Below are 24,930 nucleotides of genomic sequence, written 5' to 3'. Positions count from 1 at the left end.
GCTTTTAGTATATTTGTGCTTAACGCTATTACGTTTACTACCATAAGTACAAGCATAACATGCATTATTTAGCAGTGTAGTGCACTAAGGTAGTAGTTATTTGCAACCTATCATACGGTAATCTGAGTTTAAATAACTTCCTTGATTAGAAATTTCCTATATGAAAATTAGTCACAAATACTTGGTTGAAGCAATCGTTTTTATTAGCTATGTTCTTTTTGCTATGGCTTGGGTTGGTGGTGCTGCTAGTATGCAGCAAATAATGTCTTCAATGAATGTTGATAGTTTAGCCTCAGCAAGCTTTATTAGCGGCATGGTTACGCTAGCTAAAATAGTTGGTACATTTGGCGCCGCGTGGATAGCAATAAAAGTGGGTATCAAATATGCGTTTTTCATTGCCAGCTTATTAATAACCATTGGTATATTAACGCCCTTTTCTCCCAACTATGAACTGTTACTACTAAGCCGATTTTTAATGGGCTTAGGTGGTGCATTTATGGTTGTATACTTTAACCCCATCGTTATGCACTGGTTTCCTGTTAAAGAACGTGCTGTTATTAATGGATTAAATGCGGTTGCATTTAATGTGGGTACCGGCATTGTGTTATGGAAAATGAATGCAATTAATGAGTTAACTGGCAGCTGGAAAATGAGTTTGATTATTTTCTCACTGGCTAGCTTACTGTTTACCTTGGCATGGTTGTTAGTTAAATTTGATCCGAAGCAAGATGCAAGTCAACAAGCAGAAGGCGAAGAAGAAAGTCATTATAGTTACCTAGATGGTTTGAAAGATAAATTTAACTGGATATATGGCCTAACCTATTCTGGTTTATTGGCTTTTTATATTTGTTTATTTACTTTCTACCCCGAAGCAGGCATTAGTCAAAGTAAATGGGTAATAGGCTTTGGTATAATTGGTACTCTTGCGGGCATGATTTATAGTAAAAAAGTAGCGATGCGCTTACCCATCATTCGTTGGTCTGGGGCTATGATAGTATTAACTATTATTGGCGTTTCGTTTAGCACAGTAAGTTGGTTACAAACATTATCTGCGATAGTGTTAGGCTTTTTTGTATTCTTTCCTATTACGGCTTTAGTGTCTATACCGCACGAATTACCAAAAATGACAGGACAGCGTATTACTGTAGTGTTTAGTCTTTTTTATTCTATTAGTTACTTGGTTTCCACTATTGTTTTATGGGTGTTTGGTAAGTTAGTTGATATTAATCAAGGTGACTTTACCGCGTCATTTATTTTAATTTCTATTGTGAGTGTTACCTTTTTTATTGGTAGCTTCTTCTTACCAGAGACAGGAAAAAAAGCAGAAAAGGAGGAACTATGCGCGGAATAATTTCACCAAAGCTTGAGCCTTTTTTATTACAAGTAAATAAAGCAATTGCCGACGCACAAGAACAAGGCGTTGCCTTTAGTGCCGAACTTGTTAGAACGGGGCTTAACAACCTATCTGGATTACTCGATATAAAGCCTGATATAGCATTGGTTTGTGATAAAGCCTTAATGCTTGAAAATCGTGAAATACCGGTACGAATTTATCACCCATCACCTACTGAAAAGCTACCTGTATTATTGCACTTTCATGGGGGTGGCCATATGTGCGGTAGCGTTGAATTATACGACCCTATTAGCAGGCAGTTGGCTCAGCACTCTCATTGTATAGTAATTTGTGTTGATTATCGGTTAGCGCCAGAGCACCCTTACCCAGCAGGAATTGATGATTGTCAGCACCTACTAACACATTATAAAGAGGTGCTTAATGGCCTTAATTATAATGATAAACTCTACATTGCTGGCGACAGTGCTGGCGGCGCAATATGTACTACGTTAGTAATGAATAACCAAAAGAGCAATACGATAAAAATTGATAAGCAAGTGCTTATTTATCCAAGTGTTGACTACACCATGAGTGCCGCTTCATTAGAAGAGAATGGTAAAGGTTACTTACTCGAAAAAAGCAAAATTTCGTGGTACTTTGAACAGTATTTTAAAGTAGATAACCTAAATCACCCACTTATTAAAAAAGCGTCACCATTGTTAGGCAATTTTTCAAGCAACATGCCAGAAACCTTTGTAATAACCGGTGGCTGTGACCCATTAAGAGATGAAGGTTTAGCTTATATCAGAGCTCTTAAAAATGTAAATGTTGCGGTTGACCATCACCATTTTGCAGACATGCCGCATGCATTTATGCTGCTGCAAAGCTTAGTAGCAGACGAATGTGAAAAAAGTTACCAACTTATTGGGCAATTTCTGAAGTCATAGCAGCTTTACCTAAGCGAGAGAATATGGCGTAACACCATGTAAAGAGCGTTCAGTATTGCATTCGAATGAATCAACTTCGAATGCTCTACATCCCCAAGGACGGTTTTCATAAATAGTACATAACAGCGTATCTCGGTCTAATGCAGAGCACCAACCATCGTCTAAACGTAGCATAGACTCACCGCCCCACTCATCTTGTACTATATGTCTGTCTGGTACACCTGTTTCGCTAATCAACATTACTTCTAAATGGCAGCAACACGCCTGACAATTAGCGCAGTTAACGGCCTCAGTAGGTATATTTTTAATTGTAATAGTCATATCAGCTGCCAAGTTAAATAATAAGTTATTTTAACGTAAATTTTCGTTATTCAATATAGCTTGAGCGTTTAATTACCTGAAATGAATGCTTAAGCTTATCAAAGTTAAAGCGCCAGTAAACAAAGTAAAAAAAAGTAGTGGTAGGAAGCTAAATTTGTTACAAGTAGTGCCAAGATCACAACGACCCTTTGGGTCGATAATAACACTACATAAAGGTTTAACTATATGGATATATTTGGGTCAACTATAGGTGCTTTCCACACGTTTTTGGCAGTAGTCGCTTTAATTTCTGGAGGTTATGTCGTATTAAAAACAAAAGGTACGCTTAATCATAAAAAAGTGGGTTATATTTATGTAGCATCAATGATTTTCATGAATATAACAGCCCTGTTTACTCACGTTTTATTTAAATTTGGCCCCTTCCATATTCTTGCTGTATTTTCACTATTAACCGTTTTGTTCGGTATTTTATCTCCTATATTTTTTAGGCACCAAGATAACTGGTTACAATGGCATTACTCAGGAATGTCATGGTCTTACGTTGGTTTGTGGGCTGCTTTTGCTGCAGAAACTGTTGTTCGTCTACCACTGGAAAGTTTGGGCGTATCTTTTTGGCAAGTCGTTATTGGCGCTTCATTGTTAATTACTTGGCTTGGTGGCTATTACATAAAAAAATACGAGAGTAGCTTAGTGGTACGTATACCTATAAAGAACATCAACAAAGACTAAAACGGTGGGCTGTTTCTGCCGATCCTCGTTAGCAAACAATCTTTTGCCCATTGTTAGGGTATTTAGACAGTAGAATATCTCTAAATCAAGAGAATAAGCCTATATTGTGGGTTTTAATATATCAATTAATGATGGGTTTTATATTCAGTTACACTACCAAATAACTCACAGTTGTTTAGGGTTTATTTTAAAGGCTCATTTTTAACGGTGTTCATTGTTGGAATTCTTTTGCAGTATCGTTAGTGTCATAGCTATAATAGCTACTTTCATATCACATTATTATAAGGAAATAATACATGTCATCACCATTCAATCTTATTTATTCTGCTGGTTCTGCTATTGCGGGTGTTTTTTAGATAAAAAGAAAGCTAATGATATATATAGAGAAATATATCCAGTATTAGTTAAAGCGATTACTCAGCAGGGTAGAAATTCACCAGATGCTATTAGGTTATTAAATGTTCTTGGAGGGTTGCCAAGTATAGGCCTAAAAAGACGAAACTTTAATCGAAGATATATCTCTAATGAAAATGGGTGGAGAGACTTGCCATCTGACCCAAATACAATTCCTTATGGATTTTGGCATTAAATGGAGGTTATATGAAAAAAGCTGTGTGGAAACTAATTACTATAGGTTTTTCATTACTTTTTGTATATGAGTTGTATGAGTTTGTTCAACTAAGTACTCTAAATTTATTAGATACGCCCAATTGGCTTAACATTAGTAACCTTGTGGCCGGGGGATTTCTTTTGTTTTCCTTATTTAACTATGCTTATGATAAAAAATTAATGCCTTATTATATGTTTTATATAAGCGTGCTTTTGAATGTAATCTTATTATTAATAACACATTACTATGAATATTCTCTTGGTGGCTATCAAACAGGGGAAATGCTTTTTATTACCATAGTTAATGTATTTATTTTGGGTTTAATATCAAATGTGGTTCTTAAATACGCTAACGACCTGAAGTAATATTAGACTAAGTGCTTTTTCAAGCGGGCAATGTTGTTGTCTGGGAGTAAAATGTAACTGAGCACTTAGACAGTAGAATTTCTCTAAATCAAGAGAATAAGCCTATATTATGGTTTTAATATATCAATTAATGATTTAAAGTTGCTAAGGGCTGATGTTTAAATCGTTAGCTGTATTATGAATACGGTAGATAAATTTCAAGGAAGAAAAATGAACAAACTTGTAAAAACACTAGCAATTATAGTACTAAGTTTAATTGTGGGCTACGTGTTATACCCTGCGCTAAATGATAATAGCACTAACGCAGATCTTGTGGTAAAAAACACAAAACAGGAAGACGTTAGTAGCGCTTTATCAGAGACCATAGAAAAACCTAAAGAACAGATCTCACCCCAGCAAAAACCTGTTAGTCGTTCTAGTATCTCTCCTGAAAATTCATCTGAAATAGCAGCTGATGATGAAAAAACTAATTTAGCGCCAGCAGTCGATTCTAGCGAGAATCATGCTGACGAATATTATACTTTAGAAACTAGAAAAGAAACGCTTATCGATTGGTCTGTTAACCATAAAAATAAACTCCACCAAATATTTGATGAAAACATGCCGCAGTCAATTTCATCCAGCATGAAGTCGTCTTTAGTTAACAACAATACAATGTTAAATGATCCTACCGTAGAACAAGACACGATTGAAGATGATAATTGGGCGTTTTTAATGGAGCAGGATATCAGAGCGCATATCACCCAACATGATCTATCAGCGGGTTTTGATATTTTAAACATTTCATGTAAACAATTGATATGCGATATTGTTGGCATAGAAAGGCAAGCTAATTCCTGGTTGCCAATCTATCGAGGCTTTTATTCTTTTCCTAATATCCGCTTCCGTAGTGAAGGTAAAAAGCCCAAAAACATAGTGAGGACTGATCAAGGTATTCAATATATTTATGCTCAAATAATATTTAAACCTAGTAATAGCGCCTAACTCATATTAATTAAATAAAAAAGTTGGTTTTACTTGTGCGTTGCTTGTTCAGGGTCAAGCTAAAGGAGATAGTTTTGAACAAATCATACTTATTGCTACCGATGGCACTGATTGTGGCTTCTTGTGCTACAACTAACGTTAAAGAAGTTGAAGTTGATTACCTTGATTTATCCGATAAATCACACACTAAACTTGTTGAAGAATACTGGCGTGTGGAAAAAAGAGTTGAACCCCAATACCCCGTTTCAGCGGCGAGAAATAACATATCAGGTTGTGTTGATTTGATCGTTGGTATTGATCAACATGGAAAAGCCAAAGGGTATAAAATTCGTTCTTCTTACCCTAAAGGTGTATTTGATAATAATGCTGCTGCCGCCCTAGTTAAATGGAAGTGGCAAGCTACAGAGAAAAATAAAAACAATACACCTGTGTTAACTTCTGTACGTATAGACTTTTCAACAACTAGGAACCGAACTGAGGCTAAATACTTGAAAAACTGCCCTAAACGTGAAGTATAGTTTAGTACTAAATTTGGTGAACAAAGAATTACGTTTAGCCTGCTAGAATGTTTAGTGTGATTTATTTTCCGATTAAATAAGGATTTATAATGACTGATTATTTCGGGTCTTGTCTATGTGGTACAGTGAGCTTTGAGGTAAAAGGTAATTTTGATAGTTTTTATTTATGCTATTGTCGGCATTGTCAAAAAGATACAGGTTCAGCTCATTCGGCAAATTTATTCTCAGAGTCAGCTATATTAGTTTGGAGAACGGGTGAAGGCTCTATTAGCTCTTTTACGCTTGCTGGTACTCGGCATAACAAAAGCTTTTGTAGGTCATGCGGTTCAGCATTACCAAGTATTCAGAGTTCAAGTTTACTTGTTGTTCCTGCAGGGTGTTTGGATACTGAATTATCTATGCTACCAACAGCGCTAATTTTTACATCAAGTAAAGCCACTTGGAATGATGAGTTAGAGGAAGTAACAGCGTTTAAGGGGTTACCTAAGTAACCTGTACAACAGGTCTTTTACGGGTTTTTATTGGTTAATGTTAATACGATCATTAACTCAATAAGGGGTTAATCTGCAAGGAGTACCATGCAAGTATATTTATTAAGATCTAACGCTGAATTAGATAAAGTTGGCGAAGTTATTTTACAACTTCGCCCTCAATATGACCTTCAAAGTTTAAAAATTCAAATTGAAAAGCAGCAAAAATCAGGTTATCAGATCGCTTATATAAAACAGGCTGAAGAGGTTTTATGTGTTGCTGGTTTTATTATTGGTGAAAAATTAGCTTGGGGTAAGCATATTTATATCGATGACCTAGTAACAAGTGACAAACATCGCTCTACATGAGCTGGTGCTTTTCTAATTAATTGGTTTAAACAATATGCTAAAGAAATTGGCTGCCAGCAATTACACCTAGATTCCGGCATTCAAAAGTTTCCAGCACATAGGTTTTATCTGCGGGAGCGCTTTAATATTGCTAGCCACCACTTTTCAATAACTGACCTTTGCTGCTAAAGTTGTTGTGTCCAACTTTTGTCGGGCACCCAGCTAATTATCCAAGCAGGTATTTGTTCTGCGGGCATTGGTTTTGCAATACCATAGCCTTGCGCCAATTCACACCCTAGCTGTAATAGTGCGCTTCCATGCTCTTTTGTTTCGACACCTTCTGCAATTACTTCTCGCTTGAACGATTTAGCTAAGGCTATAACACCCTCTATAATGGCTAAATCGTCAGTGTCGTGAAGCATATCGCGAACGAAGCTTTGGTCTATTTTGATTAAATTAGCTGGAAGTCTTCTTAAATAAGTGAGAGACGAATAGCCGGTACCAAAATCATCTAATGCAAAGTTAACGCCTAAGCCGATGCAGACATTCATAATGGATGTAACATCTTTAATGTTATCTAAAGCGCTTGTTTCTAAGACCTCTAACTCTAGATAATGAGGGTCAACTTCTGGGTGGGCAGCTAGCTTTTGTGCTAACATCTTTGAGAAATTTGGGTGTTGTAGATGTGCGGCGGTAATGTTTACGCTAATACCAACAGGTAAGTTTAGCCCTGTTCTTTGCCATTCGCTTATTTGTGAGAGTGCTGTATCTATAACCCATTCACCCATTTCATAGCTCATAGGATTATTTTCAATAACAGGCAAAAACTCTATGGGACTCAACAAGCCTCGTTCTGGATGTTGCCAACGAATAAGCGCTTCAACACCTATAACAATGCCTGTTTTCATATTAACTTTAGGTTGGTAATACAGCACAAATTGTTGATTGTCTAATGCGTTGCGAATATCCTCTAAATTTTCTCGTTGTGCTTTAACTGCTTCATCTTGGGCGGTATCAAATAAGTGATAACGATTTTTACCTAACTCTTTAGCTCTGTACATGGCTTGGTTTGCATGACGTATGAGTAAGTCGCCATCAACATTATCTTGTGGGTAAAGAGTTACACCAATACTTATCGACATATTGAAAACGATATCTCTTATTGTCACTGTATTTGAAACGGCGAGTAACAACCGCTCTAAGATAGGTTCACAATCCTCAATCTGTGTTAAACCAACTAATACTGCTATAAACTCATCGCCACTCACTCGTGCTAAGCTGTCACCTTCGCGCAATGCTTCTTTTAAACGAACTGAAAATTCAATTAGAAGCTCATCGCCGATATCATGCCCATGAATATCATTTACGTCGGTAAAGTTATCTAAATCTAAGCAAACTACAGCGAGCGAGTTTTTATTACGGTCGCATCGCAAAATTGCTTGCGATAAGCGGTCTGTTAGTAATACTTTATTAGGTAAGTTGGTGAGTAAGTCGTAATGGGCAATATGTTTAAGTTGTTTTTGTTGGCGTTTAATGTGTGTAATATCGGTAAAAACACCAAGGTAATTAAGGGTATTATTGCTATCTTTTATGACCGTAATCGTGAGTAATTCTGGGTAGATTTCTCCACATTTTTTGCGATTCCATATTTCACCTTGCCAGTGTCCATGTTCACTTATATTTTGCCACATATCACGGTAAAACTCGGCACTTTGTTTGCCTGAACTGAGAATTCTTGGGTTTTTGCCGATAACTTCATCTCGGGTATAGCCAGTTATTCTGGTAAAAGCAGGATTGACATCAACAATTAATTTATTTGAATCAGTAATGGTAATCCCGTCATGAGCATCGCTAAATACTCTAGAAGATAGAAACAGTTTATTTTCAATGTTTTTGCGTTTGGTAATATCTATAGATACGCCTAATATTGTTATAGCTTTTCCATTACCACCTCTAATTACATTAGCTTTTTCATTAAGCCAACTGATGTGGCCTTCGGGACTAACTACACGATAATCTATATCGTAACTTTCGCCTGATTCAATACAGGTATAAATTACTTTTAACACGTATTCTAAGTCATCGGGGTGAATACACTTTAGGAAATCTTCTTTTGTAGTTTCAGATAGGCCTTGTACATGACCAAATAGCTCTGAAATTTGATCAGACCAGAAGATAATGTCCGTTGTAAGATCCCATTCCCAAGTACCAATTCCACCAACTTGTTGGCTTAATACTAACTTTCTTTCACTTTCAGCAAGCTGTGCTAAATTGCCTTCTAACTCGCTCGTTCTTTCTTTTACCTTAGCCTCTAAAAGTGCTCTATTTTTGGCTAAACGTGTCCATAAAGTGGTAGCAAAAGTAGCCAAAAAAATAAAAACTAATGCTAACGCGCTGCCTAGAAAAAGCCTTGGATAATTTCGCCAACCATCAATTGGATAGGCTTGTAAGGTCCAATTTCCATTGGGGATCGGGATATCAAAAGTAACAGTATCACTGCTGAGAGTGGTATTCGATGTTGCTATTATTTGTGTTTCGTTGGTGCCTGGCAGTACACGAGATAGTTGATAACCTACACCTGATTTAGCGAGTGTTGATAAGTGAGTAGTATTTAATATGTCGGGGAATCTGATTAGTACGGCCGCAAATCCCCAGAATTTTTTGCCATCTGCCGTGTCGAGATAGATTGGTAATCGAGATGCTGCGCCAATGCCTCCTTGGCGTAAATCAAAAGGTCCAGCAAGAGTTAATTTACCGCTAACTTTAGCAATATGTGCCTCGTTTGACCTTTCTGGATCGAGAAATAAATTATGACCAAGTGCATTTTCATTCCCTTCTATTGGCACAATATGTTTTACAACCCCATCAGGTAAAAGTTGAAGAGAAGCAATCGCAGGATATAAAGGCAACATTTCTGTTGCAAGCTCAGTAAAGCCTGAGACATTACCGTTTTGAGCGCGAATTAATGCGGCTATCGGATAGGCTGCTGATAATGTTTGGTTAAGATCATGTGTAATATGACTTGCATGACTTGCAGTAATTTCTTGAATTTTGATCCGTTTTTGTTGATAACTGTATTGATCAAGTAGATAAATAGCATAAATAGAGACTAATATAGAAACTACTGAAATTATAATTTTATGTGGTAACTGACTAAACATATAAATTAAACGGCTGGATAATTAAAGAGCACCTTTGGTTTGAGTGGTTATTAATTTTTGCGATGCTTAGGGCTTTATTACTAACGCGGTTGTCTTTCACAAGAAAGTCCTATAATCAATTCATTAATTAGGGCGTGTTGATCTTTGCTTTACATTTTTGCAGCGATTTATTTGGTGTTTATACAAGGCTGAACTTATGTAATGGGGTTGTTCCCTATAAATAAGTGAAAACGCCGTAGAAATACCAAAGAGGCGCTGTCCTACGGATACGTTTAAACATGATTTACTTTTCGTTCTAGCTCATTTATGTAAGATAACTACACTTTATTCGCTACGCCTCAATTAAGTCATGTTTAATTCGTACAAAATTTGTACTCAAAAGATCAACACGCCCTAGTAGGTTAGTCTACAATAGTAAACATTACAAAGAGTAAGGTCTTTATAGTTGAAGTGTAATATTTTGTAAAGACAATAAAGCAATATTTTCAGTGTGATTGTGAACAAATCGCTAGAAATCATTTAATAGCAGGTTGAATAATTAATTGGTCTATTTTATACGCTGGAAAAACAGTCAAGGATAAGACACTTACTTTGTAACATGCTGTTCAGGAAGGTTATACTCCTGTGTTGTTCGCATAAGCTTCAATTTTGTAGCGATAATTTCTAAGTCAATAATGCCGTCATTGATTGTTTGAGCCAGTAGACATAATCGAATAGTGAATAAGGTTTATTGTTAGATTGGGTTTAGATCAATAATGAACTTATTGTTCATCACTATCGAAAAAAGCCTTTGCCGTTCTAAAAGCTTCTTGTGCGGCTGGCGCGCCACAGTATACAGCACTGTGTAATATTACTTCTTGTATCTCTGCTTTAGTTGCACCGTTGTTTATTGCACCTCTGAGGTGTCCTGTAAGTTCAGTGGGTGCTTTAAGTGCGGTTAGCATAGCAATGGTTACCAAACTTCTGGTTTTTAAGTCTATGCCGTCTCTATGCCACGTTGCACCCCAACCATGTTGATTGATAAAGTCTTGCATTGGCATAGTCAGTTCATCACTATTTGCCAACGCTTTATCGACAAAGACATCACCCATAACATGGCGACGGATTTTTTCTCCTTTATTATCCATTTATAAGCCTTATTGGGCGGTCCAAGCACCGTCCATTGGTAACGATGAACCTGTAATACTACGAGCACTGTCGCTACACAAAAATAGAATAAATTCACCAATTTGACGAGGGTTCATCATTTCTGGCAGTGGTTGTTTGGCGGTTACTAAGTTGTACTTAGCATCTTCAAAATCAAGGTTTTCTTTTTCTGAAATCGCTTTAATTTGGTCGTTAATAAGTGGCGTGTCTACCCAGCCAGGGCAAATTGAATTTACCGTAATACCTTGTTCTGCATTTTCTAATGCGACTACTTTAGTTAAACCAACAATGCCATGTTTGGCAGCGCAGTAGGCTGACTTATTAACAGAACCTACTAAGCCATGCACTGAGGCTATATTAATAATTCGGCCCCATTTATTTTTTTGCATACTAGGTAATGACTTTTGAATGGTATGAAAGGAAGCCGATAAGTTAATGGCGATAATATCGTTCCATTTATTTAACGGAAAATTTATCGCACTTTCAGTATGTTGAATACCAGCATTGTTAATTAATATATCAATACTGCCCATTTTAGTTATCGCGTTATCAATAAAAGTATGGATACTGTCAGGGTCTCTTAAGTCGGCGTTACTAAATGTAGTGTTAATTTTATATTGCTGAGTAAAATTTTCTGCTAATGCAGTGCCTTCTTGGTTAGACATTAAGCCATGTAATACTAGATTAATGCCTTGCTCGGCTAATACATGGGCTGCGGCTAACCCAATACCACTGGTTGAGCCTGTGATTAATGCAACTTTGCCTTTTAGCATAAAAGATTTCCAATTCGCGAGAGTATAATTATATTATCCTACGATAATTTACCCATACTTTATTTAGCACCTTAGTACCATGCAATGAGTTGTATGTCTGCGAAATTTAGACTTGGATGTATTGTTCTTAGTCGTTTACATTTTCAGGTGGTGCTAACATCAGCTGTTGGTAGGCAAGACCAGCTAAGGTCCTATTGTTAACTTCTAATTTCATTAAAATTGCAGAAACATGTTTTTTTACTGTGGTTTCTTTGATGTTTAAGTCGTAGGCAATTTGTTTATTGAGTTGTCCATCTGCTATTTGTGTTAGCACAATATATTGTTGTGGTGTTAATTGTGCTAATTGCTTTGCAAGCTTTTGATGAGACACCATGGTTTGTTGGTCGGCATTAATTTCAACATGCTCTGGTAGCCAAACGCCACCACCTAACACTGTGTCAACTGCGGTTGCAATCATGCTTAAATCAGCAGACTTAGGGATAAAAGCTGCTGCACCAAAGTTAATTGCTTTTTGCATTGTTTCGTCATTATCGTCAGATGACACCATAATCACAATAAGATCAGGGTAATGGTTTTGTAATTGGGTTAAGCCGGTAAAACCATTATTGCCGGGCATGTGTAAATCTAGAAAGACAATTTCTAAACTCGGATTTTGCTCTATTGCTGCCAGCAATTCACTAAAATTATCAGCTTCTAGCGTGCCTGCATCTTCAATACATTCAACAATAGCTTGCTTTAATGCGGTACGAAATAAAGGGTGATCATCTGCAATTATTACTTTTGCATTCGACATAGCAACTTCCTCAAATAGTGATAATCCAGTATGAAAAAAAGAGCTGACATATGCCAGCTCTTTTAGTTAGTTTAATTAAATAAGTTAATTAAAACTGGTATCCAACAGTTAATGAAACTGTTCTTGGGTCACCAAAATAACCAATTAAGGTATTATCTCCACCTAAACCAGGGGCATAACCACCGTCAGGTAATGGTGCAACAAACTGGTAACCACCTATCATGTATTCCTCATCCGTTAAGTTTTTAACGTGAAGACCAGCGCTCCAGTTACCGTCAGTGCTATACCATTTAACACTTACGTTAGCTAAGCCATAACCGTCTTGCGTTAATAAGCTGTCTTCTTCAAATAATACATAGTCGCCACGGTAGTAGTAACTCGCATTAAGAATAAAGTCACCTACTTCTGATTCAATAGTGTAATTAGCCCCTAAGTTGTATGTGTAGTCAGGCGTATTAGCAATAGAGAACCTATCAGACTTATCGAACTGAACACCCGTTACTGGATCAGTATCGTATACTTCGTTAAAGCTCGAATCAATATAACCAAAGTTGGCCGTTAACATTAAGCTGTCAGTTGCTAAGTAGGTAAACTCTGCTTCAATCCCTTGGCCTTCTGAAGAGCCAATATTACCTAAACGTTGATTAAGATCTGATGACGTTGTACCCGGTAATACTGAAATGTATTGACGGTCTTTATGATCTAATGAGAATAAAGTAACGTTGGCACGTAAACGATTCTCTAACCACTCACTTTTCATACCTAATTCAATTGAATCAACATCTTCCGGGTTAGCCGCTGGCTCTGCTGTAGTTGCTCTTGGGTTAAATGTGCCTGATTTGAAGCCTTGGGCAAAACTAGTAAAAAACATTAAGTCACTATTAGCTTGGTACTCGAATCCGATGCGCGGAGTAAATTTAGACCAATCTGCTTCGTCATCAAGTACCGTAGGAACAAGTTGGCCTTCAGGTCTAACATAGCCAGGGATCCAACCTGACTCAGGGTAAACATTGTCAAAAATTAGCCCGTTATTAACAATGGCTTGCTTTTCATCTTGCGTATAACGAGCGCCCACTGTCATTGACCATTTTTCTGATAAGTCATAACTTAATTGCGCGTAAGCTGCTTTACTAGTTGAATTACTACAACCACTTACTTCACGAGTTAAACCTGCAGCCCCTAATGCCTGACCAAGTACACCTAGAATTGCTTCAAATTGACCACAAGACTCACCATCATAATAATAAAGGCCAGAAACAAACTTATAGTTTTCACCGTAATTATTTAACTGAATTTCATGAGTGCTTTGTTCATCGTCGTAAATGGCAGGTACATCAAAAATTGGTAATGAGGTATTGTCAAAATCAATATTAGTTGGTGAATAGCTGTCACGTGTTGAATAAACATATTTTAAACTTGTGTTATCAGACACACTCCAATTAGCGGTGAAGCTAATACCTTCAAGTTCAACTTCATTCCATGTTGGTAAGCTTGTGTATGAGTCAAACACACTGTCAGGAACAGGAGCATTCGTTAAAATACTTGGTAATAAACGGTAGCCACCTTTAGAGTTTGACTTGTCTTTGGTTTTATCCCAATTAAAGCTAAAAAACAAATCTTCAGTGGCGTGATATTCAAGTGTTATGCGGCTTGCTGTTAAATCTTTGTTATAGTTTTCGTTATCTTGGTTAGACAAAGCTGAAGTTAAAAATTCACCAAAGCCATCACGCTCAAGGCTAGCCACACCAAAGCCTATAAATAATTTGTCATCAATAATTGGGAATTGACCAGTAAGTTTTAAGTCTTTTTGACCATAACTGCCTACGGTACCTTGCACTTTAAACTCGGCATCACCCGACATTGCTTTAGTTACATACTTTATTGCGCCACCTATGGTGTTTTTACCATAAAGTGTACCTTGAGGACCACGTAACACCTCTACACGCTCAATATCTAATAAGTCGAGTACTGCGCCTTGAGGTCTGGCGATGTAAACATCGTTGATGTAAATACCAACACCCGCTTCATAGCCCCATAAAGGATCTTGCTGACCAACACCACGAATAAACGCAGTAATTGTTGAGTTAGTACCACGACTTGCTTGTAGCGTAGTATTTGGTGAGAACTGCTGAACTTCAGTGATAACACTGATACCTTTTTCAGACAGTTCGTCTGCACTGATAGAGGTTACAGCAACAGGTACTTCCTGTAAGCTTTCTATCGATTTACGAGCTGTAACTTCAATGCGTTCTAAACTTTGGTTAGCTTTTTCTGCTGAATCTTCTGCGGCCATCGCCACATTGCCACTTAAAGCAGCTGCAATGGCTATTGCTAAATAGCTAATTTTACCGGTGCGTGATTTCATAAATTTCCCCATTTTCTCAATAATTATTATGATGTTTTTTTCTTACAAAAATTAACCTTATTTGTTTGAAAGAAACTCTATAGTAATTTTGTCAAAATATAATTTGTACTATAGTAGTATATGGAACAACCAATGTTTAACTTATTGATTTTCATGCTTTAACTTAAAACTTATACGTATGTTTAGTTTAATTTCCAGTAGTTAACGATACTTTTAGCTGCTGCTAGAGGTGCTTTTATTATGAACGCGGCCTCTTTTCCGCCATTTTCTGCTGTTGGGTTAACTGATATGCCGTGTCCCATATCTTCAATTTCAATAAGTTTGACTCGAGCGTTATTTTCTTGGTCAAGCCATTTGCTAATTTGATAACCTTGTTTGCGTTCCACAACAGGTGTTGATGTAATTTGGTTTAGTATTGCCCAATGTTGAGCTAATACATGTGAATTTAGCGGATGAACTACTTTATCTTCATTACCGGTCCAAATAGTTAAGGTAGGCCAATTTTGTTGTTTAGGGTTCGCTTTTTGTACTAAATCAGTAAGCTCGGTTGGTGTTTGTGAAGGCCCGCTTCGCATACAGGCTATCGCTTTAATTAAATTATTTGCGCAAGGAAATGGTACTCCAGCGATAATTGCTCCAGATTCAAATAATTCAGGATAATTAACTAGCATTACGCTTGCCATAGCGCCACCTGCTGATAACCCTACGATATAAACATTCTCGGCTTTTGTTTCAGCTTTTGTGTGTAGAATCATATTTTTAAGGGAAAGTGTTTCACCTTGATCTTTGTCTATATCTTGGGGAGAAAACCAATTAAAACAGGTTTTTATATTATTGTTTTCATTTTGTTGAGGAACTAATAATGTAAAATTATTTGACTTAGCTAACCCTAAAAACCCGCTTTGCTCAGCAAGTTCTTCACCATTTTGTACACATCCATGTAATAAAACGACTAAGTTATCGCTTTTACTTGGGTAATAGCTCGCAGTTAGTTCACCAGGATTATCGCCAAAATTAGTTAATGAGGTAAACTTAGCTAATACGGCTTGTGAGGTAAAAACAAACGTAGCAAGCAAAGAGATTAAAAGTGTTTTTGAAAGTAAGCGCATAAGCGTTCCAAGCGTTTAAATTAATATCGTTAGCATGACGTAATCAAACGTATAGAAGTATGGTACTTTAGTGCTAATGCTGGTTTTGAGCACGCTTTATGGCGTGAGTATGAGAAATTTAGGAGTGATAATAGAAGAAAAAACAGGGCTTAAAGCCCTGCTTTATAAATTATTTATTTTTTAAATACGATAACATAGTGTCTGCATCTGAAGACTCAAAAGGATCTATTGGACAGTTATCTTCAAAACCTTCTTCTGTAAATAGCTTTTTAATTTCGCCATTTTCAACGTACATAGAATAGCGCCAGCTACGCATACCAAAGCCGAGGTTAGACTTGTCAACTAACATACCCATTTTACGGGTAAATTCACCATTACCGTCAGGCAATAAAAATACATTTTTTGCATTTTGGCTTTTGCCCCACTGATACATAACAAAGGCATCGTTTACAGAAACACAAACTACTCTATCAACACCTAATTTAGTAAACTCTTCATATAAAGCTTCATATTTTGGCAGGTGAGATGTTGAACATGTCGGTGTAAAGGCGCCGGGTAACGAAAACACAATAACGTTTTGATCAGCAAATAGCTCATCAGTAGTTAAGTCTTTCCACTCAAATGGATTTGGGCCACCTAACGCTTCATTACGAACACGTGTTTTAAAGGTAACTTTTGGAACTCTATTATTCATAACAACCTCTTTTATAGTGTGTATTTTAAATAAGAAAATAGCCTTAAGTATCAGCTAATACCAGTTTCATAAATTAAGTGATCTACTTTTACGCAGTAGTTGATTGTTTTAGCCACTAGAAATGATCACATAGTTAGTGAGATTAGTATAACTATAGAGTATACAGATCTTTTATGAATTTTTTACTGTACTTAGCTTTCATTTTATCAAATTTTTAGTTAATTTGGTGTTCTGGTCAAACCACCTTGCAGCTGATAATGAACGATCGAGTAAAACTTACCATTAAAAACAATATTGCTTACGCTGCTTTAGCGCGTCCTGAAAAGCTGAATGCGATAGATATGGCAATGTTTATTGCTATTGATAAAACGATTAAACAACTCAAAAAAAATCGTGAAATACGAGCTGTAATTCTAACTGCCGAAGGAGAAAATTTTTGTTCGGGCCTTGACGTTAAGTCGGTGTTGTCGTCTTCTCGCTATGCATTGCGTTTATTATTTAAGCTTTTGCCGTGGCGCGCCAATTTAGCACAACGTGTTTCTACCGGTTGGCGCGATATTCCAGTACCTGTTATTGCAGTTATTAATGGTAAATGCTGGGGTGGTGGCTTACAAATAGCAATGGGGGCAGACTTTGTTGTGGCCAATACTAACGCTGAATTTTCAATAATGGAAGGCCGTTGGGGGTTAATTCCCGATATGGGAGGAACACTTGCATTTCGAGAAAAGGCAAGCCTTGCTGCTATTAAAGAGTTAGCAATGACTGCAAAGATAGTTTCGGCTCAAGAAGCTCAATCACTAGGTTTAGTTAGTCACGTAAATAGTAAGCCAGAGGTTGTTGCACAGTCTTTAATCGCATCGTTTATACACCAGTCACCTGACAGTGTTGCTGGTTGTAAAAAACTCTATAATAAAAGTTGGTGGTCTTCACCTGGATGGGCACTTTTTAGGGAGTCGTGGTACCAAATTAAAGTTATTATGGGGAAAAATAGCCGTATTAAGCGTTACAATCAACTTAACCCTGATAAAGTAAAAGCCTTTGCAAAACGTGAAAATTGGTAGCAAGCTTTATCAGTAGCTGAGATACCTAAGGTGTTTATGAGTGAAGATAAGTTAATAAAATTACTTAAAATTTTTATTGTTTTGGGGCTTTTTCTCTTACTGCTAGGTCATTACCTATTAAGTTATGCAAATTTACCTGAAAAAATGGGAGTAACAGGCATAATCATCAGTGCAGTTTGCATTGCACTAGGGCTGTTTTTTTCTCTTCCAACAAAAATGTATTTAACTTTTATCTTAGTGACCAGAGAAAATAACAAAGAACAAGAGAATAAAAAGAAAGTAGATACGCCTAAAAATAACCGATCAAAGAATACCGACGATAAAGTGAAGTAATAATGGCTTGCACAAAGCTATTAACGACGGGATGTTTTAACACTTTGCCGGTACGATATTATTGACGATGCCCAAATGAGGCTGAACGGTTATGAATTCGCTACCGTTGGTATTTTAACCAAAGCCTGTAATACACCGCATTGCAGGTTTTATTGTCGTCCATTACACCGTCTCTATTACAGTCAGAGCCTGTTAATGTTTTAATTACGCCTGCGCCATATTGATTTATATCACTTACCTCAGGTTTTACTTCAATTGTTACCTTAGGTGAATGATCGATGAACTCACCAACATCTTTATAAGTTAAAAACTCTTCTTTAGTCATAATAGTGCTGACATCAATAGAGCCGTCAGTGTCGGCGAATGCTTGTATTGAAAAGGTAGTAAAAGCAATTAAGAGTAATTTATAAAACTTCATTGGGTCAATAATGCTGTCTTCTAAAGAATAGGTATAGTATCAAGAGTTTAACTGTTTGGCAGCCAGATTTATAAAAATTTACCCTTGCTTGTACTTTTTATATTGCGGATACAAATCTATGTAGTCGCACCAAGTACTAAAGTTAGTATGATTAAAGTGTTTGTCTGTGGCAGTAAACCATTGTGACTCTGTCTGCCCTAATAAACGAAACTTCTTTTTATGACCATCTATTGCTATATAACACGCAAGCTCTTCAAAGGTTTCATTTTTAATTTTTGCTTTTATAAAACCTTTAGGTGTTTTAGCATAGAGCGTAACAGTTTTAGGTTTACTCTCAGCCGTTAAAGAAATTAATAAGCTCGATAATATTAAAGGAATTAACCAGAATAAATTAAACTGTTGTGGTTTCATTTTATTTCCTTTAATTAGGGATAAGTTAAATTTACTATATCATTGATAAGGTATGTAAAATTTAATTTAACTTTAAGTTTTAATTCATTGGATTGTAGAGAAGTATGATTTTTTATCCATTAACCATTGAAAGCCAATATTAATGCCACCATAACTTACTTAACTAACATTTAGACTGCAGAATAATTATAAACGCAGTTCAGAAAACTAGAGACCTTTATGAATATTGTACCTGTAAAAAAAGAACAACATCAAAACCTTAAATTAGCTAAAAAACGTAACTTAGCACATGTAGAAAATCAACACATTGTACCTTTAACTGCACGTGAATTTGCACAAGCAGCAACAAGCTACCCAATTATTATAGTTAAAGATCCAGATTCTACACGTTTCCGCCCTGTTGCTATGTTGGGCTTAGAAGCAGGTGAGAACTTATATTATGGTGAAGATAAGTGGAATGCTATTTATGTACCACAAAGTATTTCATTAGTACCATTTACCTTAGGTCTAGACCCTGATAAAGAAAAAACATTAACCGCTTGTGTTGATTTAGACAGTCCGTTTGTTGGCGAAGATAAAGATGATCCATTATTTGATGCTGAAGGTAATGAAACTGAGCTTTTAAAAAGTGTTCATGAGTCTTTAGGTCGTGTTTATGAAGATGAAATTAATACTGAAAGTTTCTTAAAAGTGCTTCAAGAAAATGACTTGTTAATGGAATTAGAATTACAATTATCGCTAAATACAGGTGAAAATAAAAAGCTTGTAGGTCTTTACGGTATTGATGAGAAAAAACTACAAGCGTTACCTGATGCCAAAGTAACAGAATTCCATAAAAGTGGTTTATTTATTCCAATTCATGCAATGTTAGTTTCAATTGGCCAAGTTAACCGTTTAGCGCAACTTCGTAATACCAGCGAAAGTACAGCTAAAGTAAGTGGCATTCAATTTAAGCCAGTAGAAGAAAAAACTAAGTAATACTTAGAGCGGTTAAATTATTAAAAGGGGCTAATTAGTCCCTTTTTTTGTTGGTGTAAATAAGCTTATACCAATCTCACTAACTATGTGATCATTTCTACTGGCTAAAACAGTCAACTACTGCGTTGTTTATTTTATAATTATAACAATGGGTTATGGAAATAAACCTATTGTGTTTGACGTTTTTTTCTGTATTTAAAGTAGAGCACTTAATTAATGATACAGGCATTAATTTAAAAATAGTTAATTCTTAAAGTGGAAATAATAGCGTCTAATTGGTATAAACTTGAATCAATAATATGTTAACAGTACATCTTAGCTGTGCTAGTTTATCTTATTGCTGTATTTAAATTAGGGGATAATATGGCTGGTCAGAAAAAAGAAATTGATAATATAGAAGAGAGTATTCAAAGCTTAGCCGGCGATATCTATATTCAAATAGAAGAAAAAGTTGCTGAACTTGTACGCTCATCACAAAAAAATCAAGAAATTACGTTAGATGCCATTGAACAGCATCCGCATTTTATCGCCGTTAAAAATACCAATAGTGAACAGTTAAAACATATTGAATTAACACAGGCGCAATCAGAGGCGACGATTAAAGAGCAGCAAACGCTTATTGATAAACTGCAGCAAGAAAGTATTCGTCAACAGAGTGAATTGCAAAATAATGCAGACTTAAATGGCGCGAAATTAACAGATACAGAGTCTGTATTAAAAGAAAAGTTAAAGGAAAACAGTGAATTAGTTGAAAAGGTTAAAAGCTTAGCTTTAAAAGAAGAGCAACAAACTAAAACCCTAGACTCACTCAACGAACAACTAAAAACACTTTCTTCGGAAGTTAGCCAACTTAATGTAATTAAAGATAATTTAACGAAAACAGATCAAGCTAAGGCTGCTACATTAAATGTACAAAATCAGCAAATATCTGCGTTAAAAGATCAGTTAAACGATGCTTTAGCTGAACAAGCTCATGCTAAATCTGAGTTTGCGAGTAAAATTGCATCAACTAAAGACTCTGTATCAGAACATCAAACTCAAGCCATACAGTTTGCCAAACAATGTGAAGATTTATCTTCTCAATTAGAAAAGCTAACAAAAGCGCTTAGTGACGAAAAGGCTAAAGCTGAAAAGCTTGCAAAACAAGTTAATGAAGAACAGTCTAAAAATAGCATCTTAGTGAAAAGTGCTGCTGAACATGAAAATAAAACTGAAGAATTACAAGAAAAAATAAATACACAAACCCAAGAGCTGAGTAACGAAAAAGCTAAAGCTGAAAAGCTTTCAAAACAAGTAAATGAAGAACAGTCTAAAAATAGTACCTTAGCGAAAAATGCAGCTGAACATGAAAGCCTTACTAATGAGTTACAAGACAAAATAAAAGCGCAAACACAAGAGCTTAGTAACTTTAAGGCGCACCAAGAAAAAGTAGAAAAAGACAACGAAACAACCATTAGTAAGCTCAAAGAACAGCTTGAAGAGTTTACTAAGGCTAAAGAAGCGCTTTCTAAAAATGAAGAGTTAACAAAAGAGCTACAGTCAAAGCTAGACAGTAAAGAGCAAGAGCTAACCGCTAAGTCAACATTGCTTGAACAAGCGAACGAAAGTAAAGACGCACTTGTTAAAGCAAAGAATGAAATGGAACAGCAACTCACAGCAAGCACTAGTAATGGTGAGCAATTAGAACAAAGTAATAAAGCGTTGGTATCTAGCTTGTCAGCACTTGAACAAGAAAATCACCAACACCAGAGCAAAATTAATGAGTTAACCAAAGAGCTAAAAGAATCAAACGAAAAAATTACATCGGTACAGCAACGTATTGAGGTTAATCGGGACAAGCAAGAATCCGAGTACAGCCAAGCGCGTGAAACCATAAAGTACTTGCGCGATGAAAACCATGCGCTAAATGAAAAGCTAACGACAGAAGTTGCTGAGTTAGAAACGCAACTCACAGAATATCGACTGCGCTTTGAGTATGCACAAAAACAACTTGCGAAACAAAGTGAGTAGCAAAGTTAGGGCATGTTGATTTTTTGTGCCGCTCCTAAAGTATAAAATTAACGTTTAAATTTAACAAATGGAACCATTAGTGATAACTCATCCTCCTTTAAGTAAGCTTTCCCTTTGGCAAAAAATAGCGTTCAGTGCAGCATTACTTGAACGCATGCTTCCAAACTATCAAATGTTTTCACAAGCGGCAGATTTTGGTGATTATACGTTATTAAGAAATCAACTGAACTTGATTTGGCAACGTCTTGATAAGTCACAAAAAGTTAACATTAATTATCAAGCACAACTTACCAAGCTCGAGGAACAAATTCCTGACCCCGAAGCGTTCGATTTTTTTGGTGTGTTTCCAGCGCTTGATGCAGCGATGGGGTTAATGTCGTTATTACAAGCCATGCAAGACAACGAAGATGATGAAGGCTTTAACGCGGTGTCAATATTGTCAGCCAATAGTGTTACTTTTTACCTTGAATTGATGTTAGCCCAAGCGTCTGAACCAAATGATGCTGCTTTGGTTGCTGACGAAGAAATTGAACAGCACCCACTAATGATTTGGGAGCAAGAAATGCAAAATGAATTGTTTAGTTTCATTCAAAATACTACTGAAAATAAACAAACATGCGCGGAAATAAAAAAAATAGCGCTATCAGAAGGGCTTTCCAACTTAGGGATTGAAATTTAAGCCAGCTTAAGCTTTCTGAACATCACACACCCTTTGTCACAAAGGAAAGAGTAACAGGTTAGTAAAGTCTGTAATCAATTGTTTACCATTAATTGGCTATATAGTTGATTATAGTGCTAGCTGAATATGTAATTCTCAGATAATGTTCGGTAGTAATCTACATTAATCAAATATAATAATTATTAGGATCATTCAAATGAAATCCATTCATTTAATTGCTTTAGGTGCCTTATGCTTTGCCGCTAGTGTAGTTAACGCAAACACCCATGACGTTAAAATTGAAACCATAAAAGAAACTGTTACCCGTACAATGCAGACATTTCAAGTACCAGGTGTTGCAGTTGCTATTGTTAAAGACGGTAAACTCGTTCTTAGCCAAGGGTTTGGTGTTGTAGAACATGGAAAAGACAATAAAGTTAATGCAGACACCTTATTTGGCGTAGCGTCTAACACTAAAGCGATGACTGCGGCACTTATTGCGCAATTGGTCGATCAAGGAAAGTTGTCATGGCGTACACGAGTAATTGATATTATTCCTGAGTTTCAAATGCCCGATGCTTACGTTACGCGTGAATTTACAATTATAGACTTATTAGCCCATAACAGTGGTTTAGGTTTAGGGGCAGGAGATTTAATGATTTGGCCAGAAACAACGCATACAATGGCTGATATTATTAAAGGAATTAAATACTTGCCAGAAGTAAGTAGCTTTCGAAGTGAATTTGCTTATGACAACCTAATGTATATTTTAGCGGGTGAAGTTATCGCTCGCGTTACTGGTAAGCCTTGGCAAGAAAATATTGTAGAAAAAATATTCAAACCGCTAAAAATGAATACTACTAAGGCTAAATTCTCACTGATTGATAAAGGCAATAAAAATGTAGCAAGAGCGCATGTGCCTCTTGATGGCAAACTTCATGTGGTTGGTGGTAATTTTCTAGAGAAGTTTTCATCAGCAGGTTCAGTTGCATCAAGCGTTAATGATATGAGCAAGTGGATAACTACAATGCTCAATCAAGGCGTCTATGAAAAAGTAGGTGATAAAGAAAAACGTTTGTTTAGCGAGCAACAAAGTGCTGAATTATGGCAGGCTCGTACGCTTTTACCCGTATCTGCTGAGGCAACTAAAAGCGATAAAACCCACTTTTTTGCCTATGGCTTAGGTTGGTTCATGAAAGACTACCATGGTGTTAAGTTGGTTTATCATACAGGTGGAATACTAGGCATGCTGTCAAAAGTGGTGTTAGTACCAGAAGAAAACCTAGGTATGGTTATTTTAACGAACCAACAATCAGGTTATGCATTTAACGCTATTGCTGATCAAATTTTAAATGAGTATTTAGCGCTACCCAAAAAAGACTGGGTTGCTCATTATCAAGCAAGCAGAGATAAGCGTTTAGCGCGCGAAAGTGAACGCTTAGCTAGTGCGGCTGCAAGCGTGGATAAAAGTGCAAAAGCGTCTCTACCATTAGAAAGTTATGCGCAGGTTTACCAAGACGATTGGTATGGTGATATTGAAATTCAAGAAATTGATGGTCAGCTTTACATGCAATTTACTAAAACGCCAGAGTTAATGGGCACGCTAGAGCACTATCAACATAATACGTTTATTGTTCGTTGGGATGATCGCACATTAGAAGCTGATGCTTATGTTAACTTTAATTTAAATGTCGACGGCACAATTAACTATGCCACAATGAAGGCTGTGTCTAATTTAACCGATTTTAGTTTCGATTTTCATGATCTGACTTTAAAGCCTAAAAAGTAACACTAGCAGTTTTTAATTGAAGTGGTTTAGTATTGGCTAAGCCACTTTTGTTTTAGCTTTGTATGACAATAATTCATCAAACCGCTCGACTAACCATCAGACAATTTAACGATGATGATGCTGCCTTTATTTTAAGGCTTCTTAATGAGCCCTCTTTTCTTAAAAATATTGGTGATAAAAAAGTTCGTACAATCAATGACGCTAAACGATATTTAAATACTGGTCCATTAGCTAGTTATCAGGCCTACGGTTTTGGTTTGTGTATGGTGGAGCTTACAAAAGCAAAAGAGCCAATTGGAATGTGTGGGTTGATAAAACGCCCAGAATTGTCACTTCCTGATCTTGGCTATGCTTACTTGCCTAAGTTCTGGCGAATGGGCTATGCTAAAGAAGCTGCTACTGCAGTATTAAATAATGCCAAACAGCAATATAACTTAACTAAGATTGCAGCGATCACCAGCCTTGAAAATGAGAGCTCAATACATTTACTTAACGCACTTGGTTTTGAACAGCTGAGAATAGTAGCGTTGTATAAAAAAACGCCTGATTCTCGCTATTTTGAATATTATACTTAGCCTGATAAGCGCTAACTGAATTGTTTTTATA

Annotated in this window: 24 protein-coding genes and 1 pseudogene; 15 read left to right on the top strand and 10 right to left on the bottom strand. The window is 36.4% G+C overall.

From position 1 onward, the window contains the following. Positions 1-160: 160 nt before the first annotated feature. Together QUD79_RS17180 and QUD79_RS17175 are read left to right on the top strand one after the other, a co-directional pair. Positions 161-1,351, top strand: coding sequence for an MFS transporter (locus tag QUD79_RS17180; RefSeq protein ID WP_184423468.1), 1,191 nt, complete (start codon positions 161-163; stop codon positions 1,349-1,351). Then, the gene (locus QUD79_RS17175; RefSeq protein WP_184423467.1) at positions 1,339-2,280 is read left to right on the top strand and encodes an alpha/beta hydrolase; all 942 of its coding nucleotides are present in this window, start codon (positions 1,339-1,341) and stop codon (positions 2,278-2,280) included. The genes QUD79_RS17180 and QUD79_RS17175 overlap by 13 nt, the downstream gene beginning before the upstream one ends. A gap of 9 nt (positions 2,281-2,289) precedes the next feature. Here the strand turns inward: QUD79_RS17175 and QUD79_RS17170 are convergent, their stop codons facing one another. Next, positions 2,290-2,601 carry a YkgJ family cysteine cluster protein gene (locus QUD79_RS17170; protein ID WP_184423466.1) on the bottom strand — a complete coding sequence of 104 codons (312 nt, stop codon included), beginning with the start codon at positions 2,599-2,601 and terminating at the stop codon, positions 2,290-2,292. A gap of 225 nt (positions 2,602-2,826) precedes the next feature. On the opposite strand from QUD79_RS17170, the gene QUD79_RS17165 reads away from it, so the two are divergent. From QUD79_RS17165 to QUD79_RS17140, 6 genes are all read left to right on the top strand, one after another. Next, positions 2,827-3,330 carry a DUF2306 domain-containing protein gene (locus QUD79_RS17165; RefSeq protein WP_184423465.1) on the top strand — a complete coding sequence of 168 codons (504 nt, stop codon included), beginning with the start codon at positions 2,827-2,829 and terminating at the stop codon, positions 3,328-3,330. 600 nt (positions 3,331-3,930) lie between these two features. Continuing rightward, positions 3,931-4,305 carry a hypothetical protein gene (locus QUD79_RS17160; protein WP_184423464.1) on the top strand — a complete coding sequence of 125 codons (375 nt, stop codon included), beginning with the start codon at positions 3,931-3,933 and terminating at the stop codon, positions 4,303-4,305. A 210-nt stretch (positions 4,306-4,515) separates the two neighbouring features. After that, positions 4,516-5,289, top strand: coding sequence for a hypothetical protein (locus QUD79_RS17155; RefSeq protein ID WP_184423463.1), 774 nt, complete (start codon positions 4,516-4,518; stop codon positions 5,287-5,289). A gap of 74 nt (positions 5,290-5,363) precedes the next feature. Further along, entirely contained in the window at positions 5,364-5,807 is a 444-nt protein-coding gene (locus QUD79_RS17150) for an energy transducer TonB (RefSeq protein WP_246454899.1), read from the top strand. 89 nt (positions 5,808-5,896) lie between these two features. Further along, the gene (locus tag QUD79_RS17145; RefSeq protein ID WP_184423462.1) at positions 5,897-6,298 is read left to right on the top strand and encodes a GFA family protein; all 402 of its coding nucleotides are present in this window, start codon (positions 5,897-5,899) and stop codon (positions 6,296-6,298) included. An 87-nt stretch (positions 6,299-6,385) separates the two neighbouring features. Then, positions 6,386-6,646, top strand: a complete 261-nt coding sequence (locus QUD79_RS17140) for a hypothetical protein (protein WP_221435147.1) — start codon at positions 6,386-6,388, stop codon at positions 6,644-6,646. A gap of 164 nt (positions 6,647-6,810) precedes the next feature. Here QUD79_RS17140 and QUD79_RS17135 read toward each other — a convergent pair whose 3' ends face one another. The 7 genes and pseudogenes from QUD79_RS17135 to QUD79_RS17100 all read right to left on the bottom strand — a co-directional run. Beyond that, positions 6,811-9,786: a bifunctional diguanylate cyclase/phosphodiesterase gene (locus QUD79_RS17135; RefSeq protein ID WP_184423461.1), complete on the bottom strand. Its 2,976-nt coding sequence runs from the start codon at positions 9,784-9,786 to the stop codon at positions 6,811-6,813. Positions 9,787-10,547: 761 nt separating this feature from the next. Next, positions 10,548-10,913, bottom strand: coding sequence for a carboxymuconolactone decarboxylase family protein (locus tag QUD79_RS17125; RefSeq protein ID WP_184423460.1), 366 nt, complete (start codon positions 10,911-10,913; stop codon positions 10,548-10,550). 9 nt (positions 10,914-10,922) lie between these two features. Further along, entirely contained in the window at positions 10,923-11,705 is a 783-nt protein-coding gene (locus QUD79_RS17120; RefSeq protein WP_184423459.1) for a 3-hydroxybutyrate dehydrogenase, read from the bottom strand. A 127-nt stretch (positions 11,706-11,832) separates the two neighbouring features. Continuing rightward, the gene (locus QUD79_RS17115; RefSeq protein ID WP_184423458.1) at positions 11,833-12,498 is read right to left on the bottom strand and encodes a response regulator transcription factor; all 666 of its coding nucleotides are present in this window, start codon (positions 12,496-12,498) and stop codon (positions 11,833-11,835) included. Positions 12,499-12,586: 88 nt separating this feature from the next. Beyond that, on the bottom strand, positions 12,587-14,863 hold the full coding sequence (locus QUD79_RS17110) for a TonB-dependent receptor (RefSeq protein ID WP_184423457.1): 2,277 nt from the start codon (positions 14,861-14,863) through the stop codon (positions 12,587-12,589). A gap of 182 nt (positions 14,864-15,045) precedes the next feature. After that, on the bottom strand, positions 15,046-15,972 hold the full coding sequence (locus QUD79_RS17105; RefSeq protein ID WP_184423456.1) for an extracellular catalytic domain type 1 short-chain-length polyhydroxyalkanoate depolymerase: 927 nt from the start codon (positions 15,970-15,972) through the stop codon (positions 15,046-15,048). A 181-nt stretch (positions 15,973-16,153) separates the two neighbouring features. Further along, positions 16,154-16,666, bottom strand: a pseudogene (locus QUD79_RS17100) (peroxiredoxin); the annotation flags it as partial. A gap of 257 nt (positions 16,667-16,923) precedes the next feature. On the opposite strand from QUD79_RS17100, the gene QUD79_RS17095 reads away from it, so the two are divergent. Both QUD79_RS17095 and QUD79_RS17090 read left to right on the top strand, forming a co-directional pair. Further along, on the top strand, positions 16,924-17,727 hold the full coding sequence (locus QUD79_RS17095; RefSeq protein ID WP_221435146.1) for a crotonase/enoyl-CoA hydratase family protein: 804 nt from the start codon (positions 16,924-16,926) through the stop codon (positions 17,725-17,727). A gap of 36 nt (positions 17,728-17,763) precedes the next feature. Beyond that, a complete protein-coding gene (locus QUD79_RS17090; RefSeq protein WP_246454898.1) occupies positions 17,764-18,060 on the top strand; it encodes a hypothetical protein in 297 nt (98 codons plus the stop codon). 100 nt (positions 18,061-18,160) lie between these two features. Here the strand turns inward: QUD79_RS17090 and QUD79_RS17085 are convergent, their stop codons facing one another. Beyond that, the gene (locus tag QUD79_RS17085) at positions 18,161-18,478 is read right to left on the bottom strand and encodes a hypothetical protein (RefSeq protein WP_184423454.1); all 318 of its coding nucleotides are present in this window, start codon (positions 18,476-18,478) and stop codon (positions 18,161-18,163) included. Between the two features lie 78 nt (positions 18,479-18,556). Next, positions 18,557-18,889 (bottom strand): hypothetical protein, encoded by a 333-nt coding sequence (locus tag QUD79_RS17080; protein WP_184423453.1) that lies wholly within the window; start codon positions 18,887-18,889, stop codon positions 18,557-18,559. Between the two features lie 219 nt (positions 18,890-19,108). On the opposite strand from QUD79_RS17080, the gene QUD79_RS17075 reads away from it, so the two are divergent. The 5 genes from QUD79_RS17075 (at position 19,109) to QUD79_RS17055 (ending at position 24,899) form a co-directional block, all read left to right on the top strand. After that, the gene (locus QUD79_RS17075; RefSeq protein ID WP_184423452.1) at positions 19,109-19,867 is read left to right on the top strand and encodes a SapC family protein; all 759 of its coding nucleotides are present in this window, start codon (positions 19,109-19,111) and stop codon (positions 19,865-19,867) included. A gap of 363 nt (positions 19,868-20,230) precedes the next feature. Next, positions 20,231-21,877 carry a coiled-coil domain-containing protein gene (locus tag QUD79_RS17070; protein ID WP_184423451.1) on the top strand — a complete coding sequence of 549 codons (1,647 nt, stop codon included), beginning with the start codon at positions 20,231-20,233 and terminating at the stop codon, positions 21,875-21,877. A gap of 79 nt (positions 21,878-21,956) precedes the next feature. Continuing rightward, on the top strand, positions 21,957-22,556 hold the full coding sequence (locus tag QUD79_RS17065; RefSeq protein WP_286289248.1) for a YjaG family protein: 600 nt from the start codon (positions 21,957-21,959) through the stop codon (positions 22,554-22,556). Between the two features lie 196 nt (positions 22,557-22,752). Next, on the top strand, positions 22,753-24,324 hold the full coding sequence (locus tag QUD79_RS17060; protein ID WP_184423449.1) for a serine hydrolase: 1,572 nt from the start codon (positions 22,753-22,755) through the stop codon (positions 24,322-24,324). A 62-nt stretch (positions 24,325-24,386) separates the two neighbouring features. After that, positions 24,387-24,899: a GNAT family N-acetyltransferase gene (locus QUD79_RS17055; protein ID WP_184423448.1), complete on the top strand. Its 513-nt coding sequence runs from the start codon at positions 24,387-24,389 to the stop codon at positions 24,897-24,899. The last annotated feature ends 31 nt before the right edge of the window (positions 24,900-24,930 follow it).

This window comes from Thalassotalea piscium (assembly GCF_030295935.1).
GTDB classification, from domain to species: domain Bacteria; phylum Pseudomonadota; class Gammaproteobacteria; order Enterobacterales; family Alteromonadaceae; genus Thalassotalea_B; species Thalassotalea_B piscium.
Note: the sequence above shows the minus strand (reverse complement) of the source record. Positions and strands in the feature narration are given on the sequence as shown.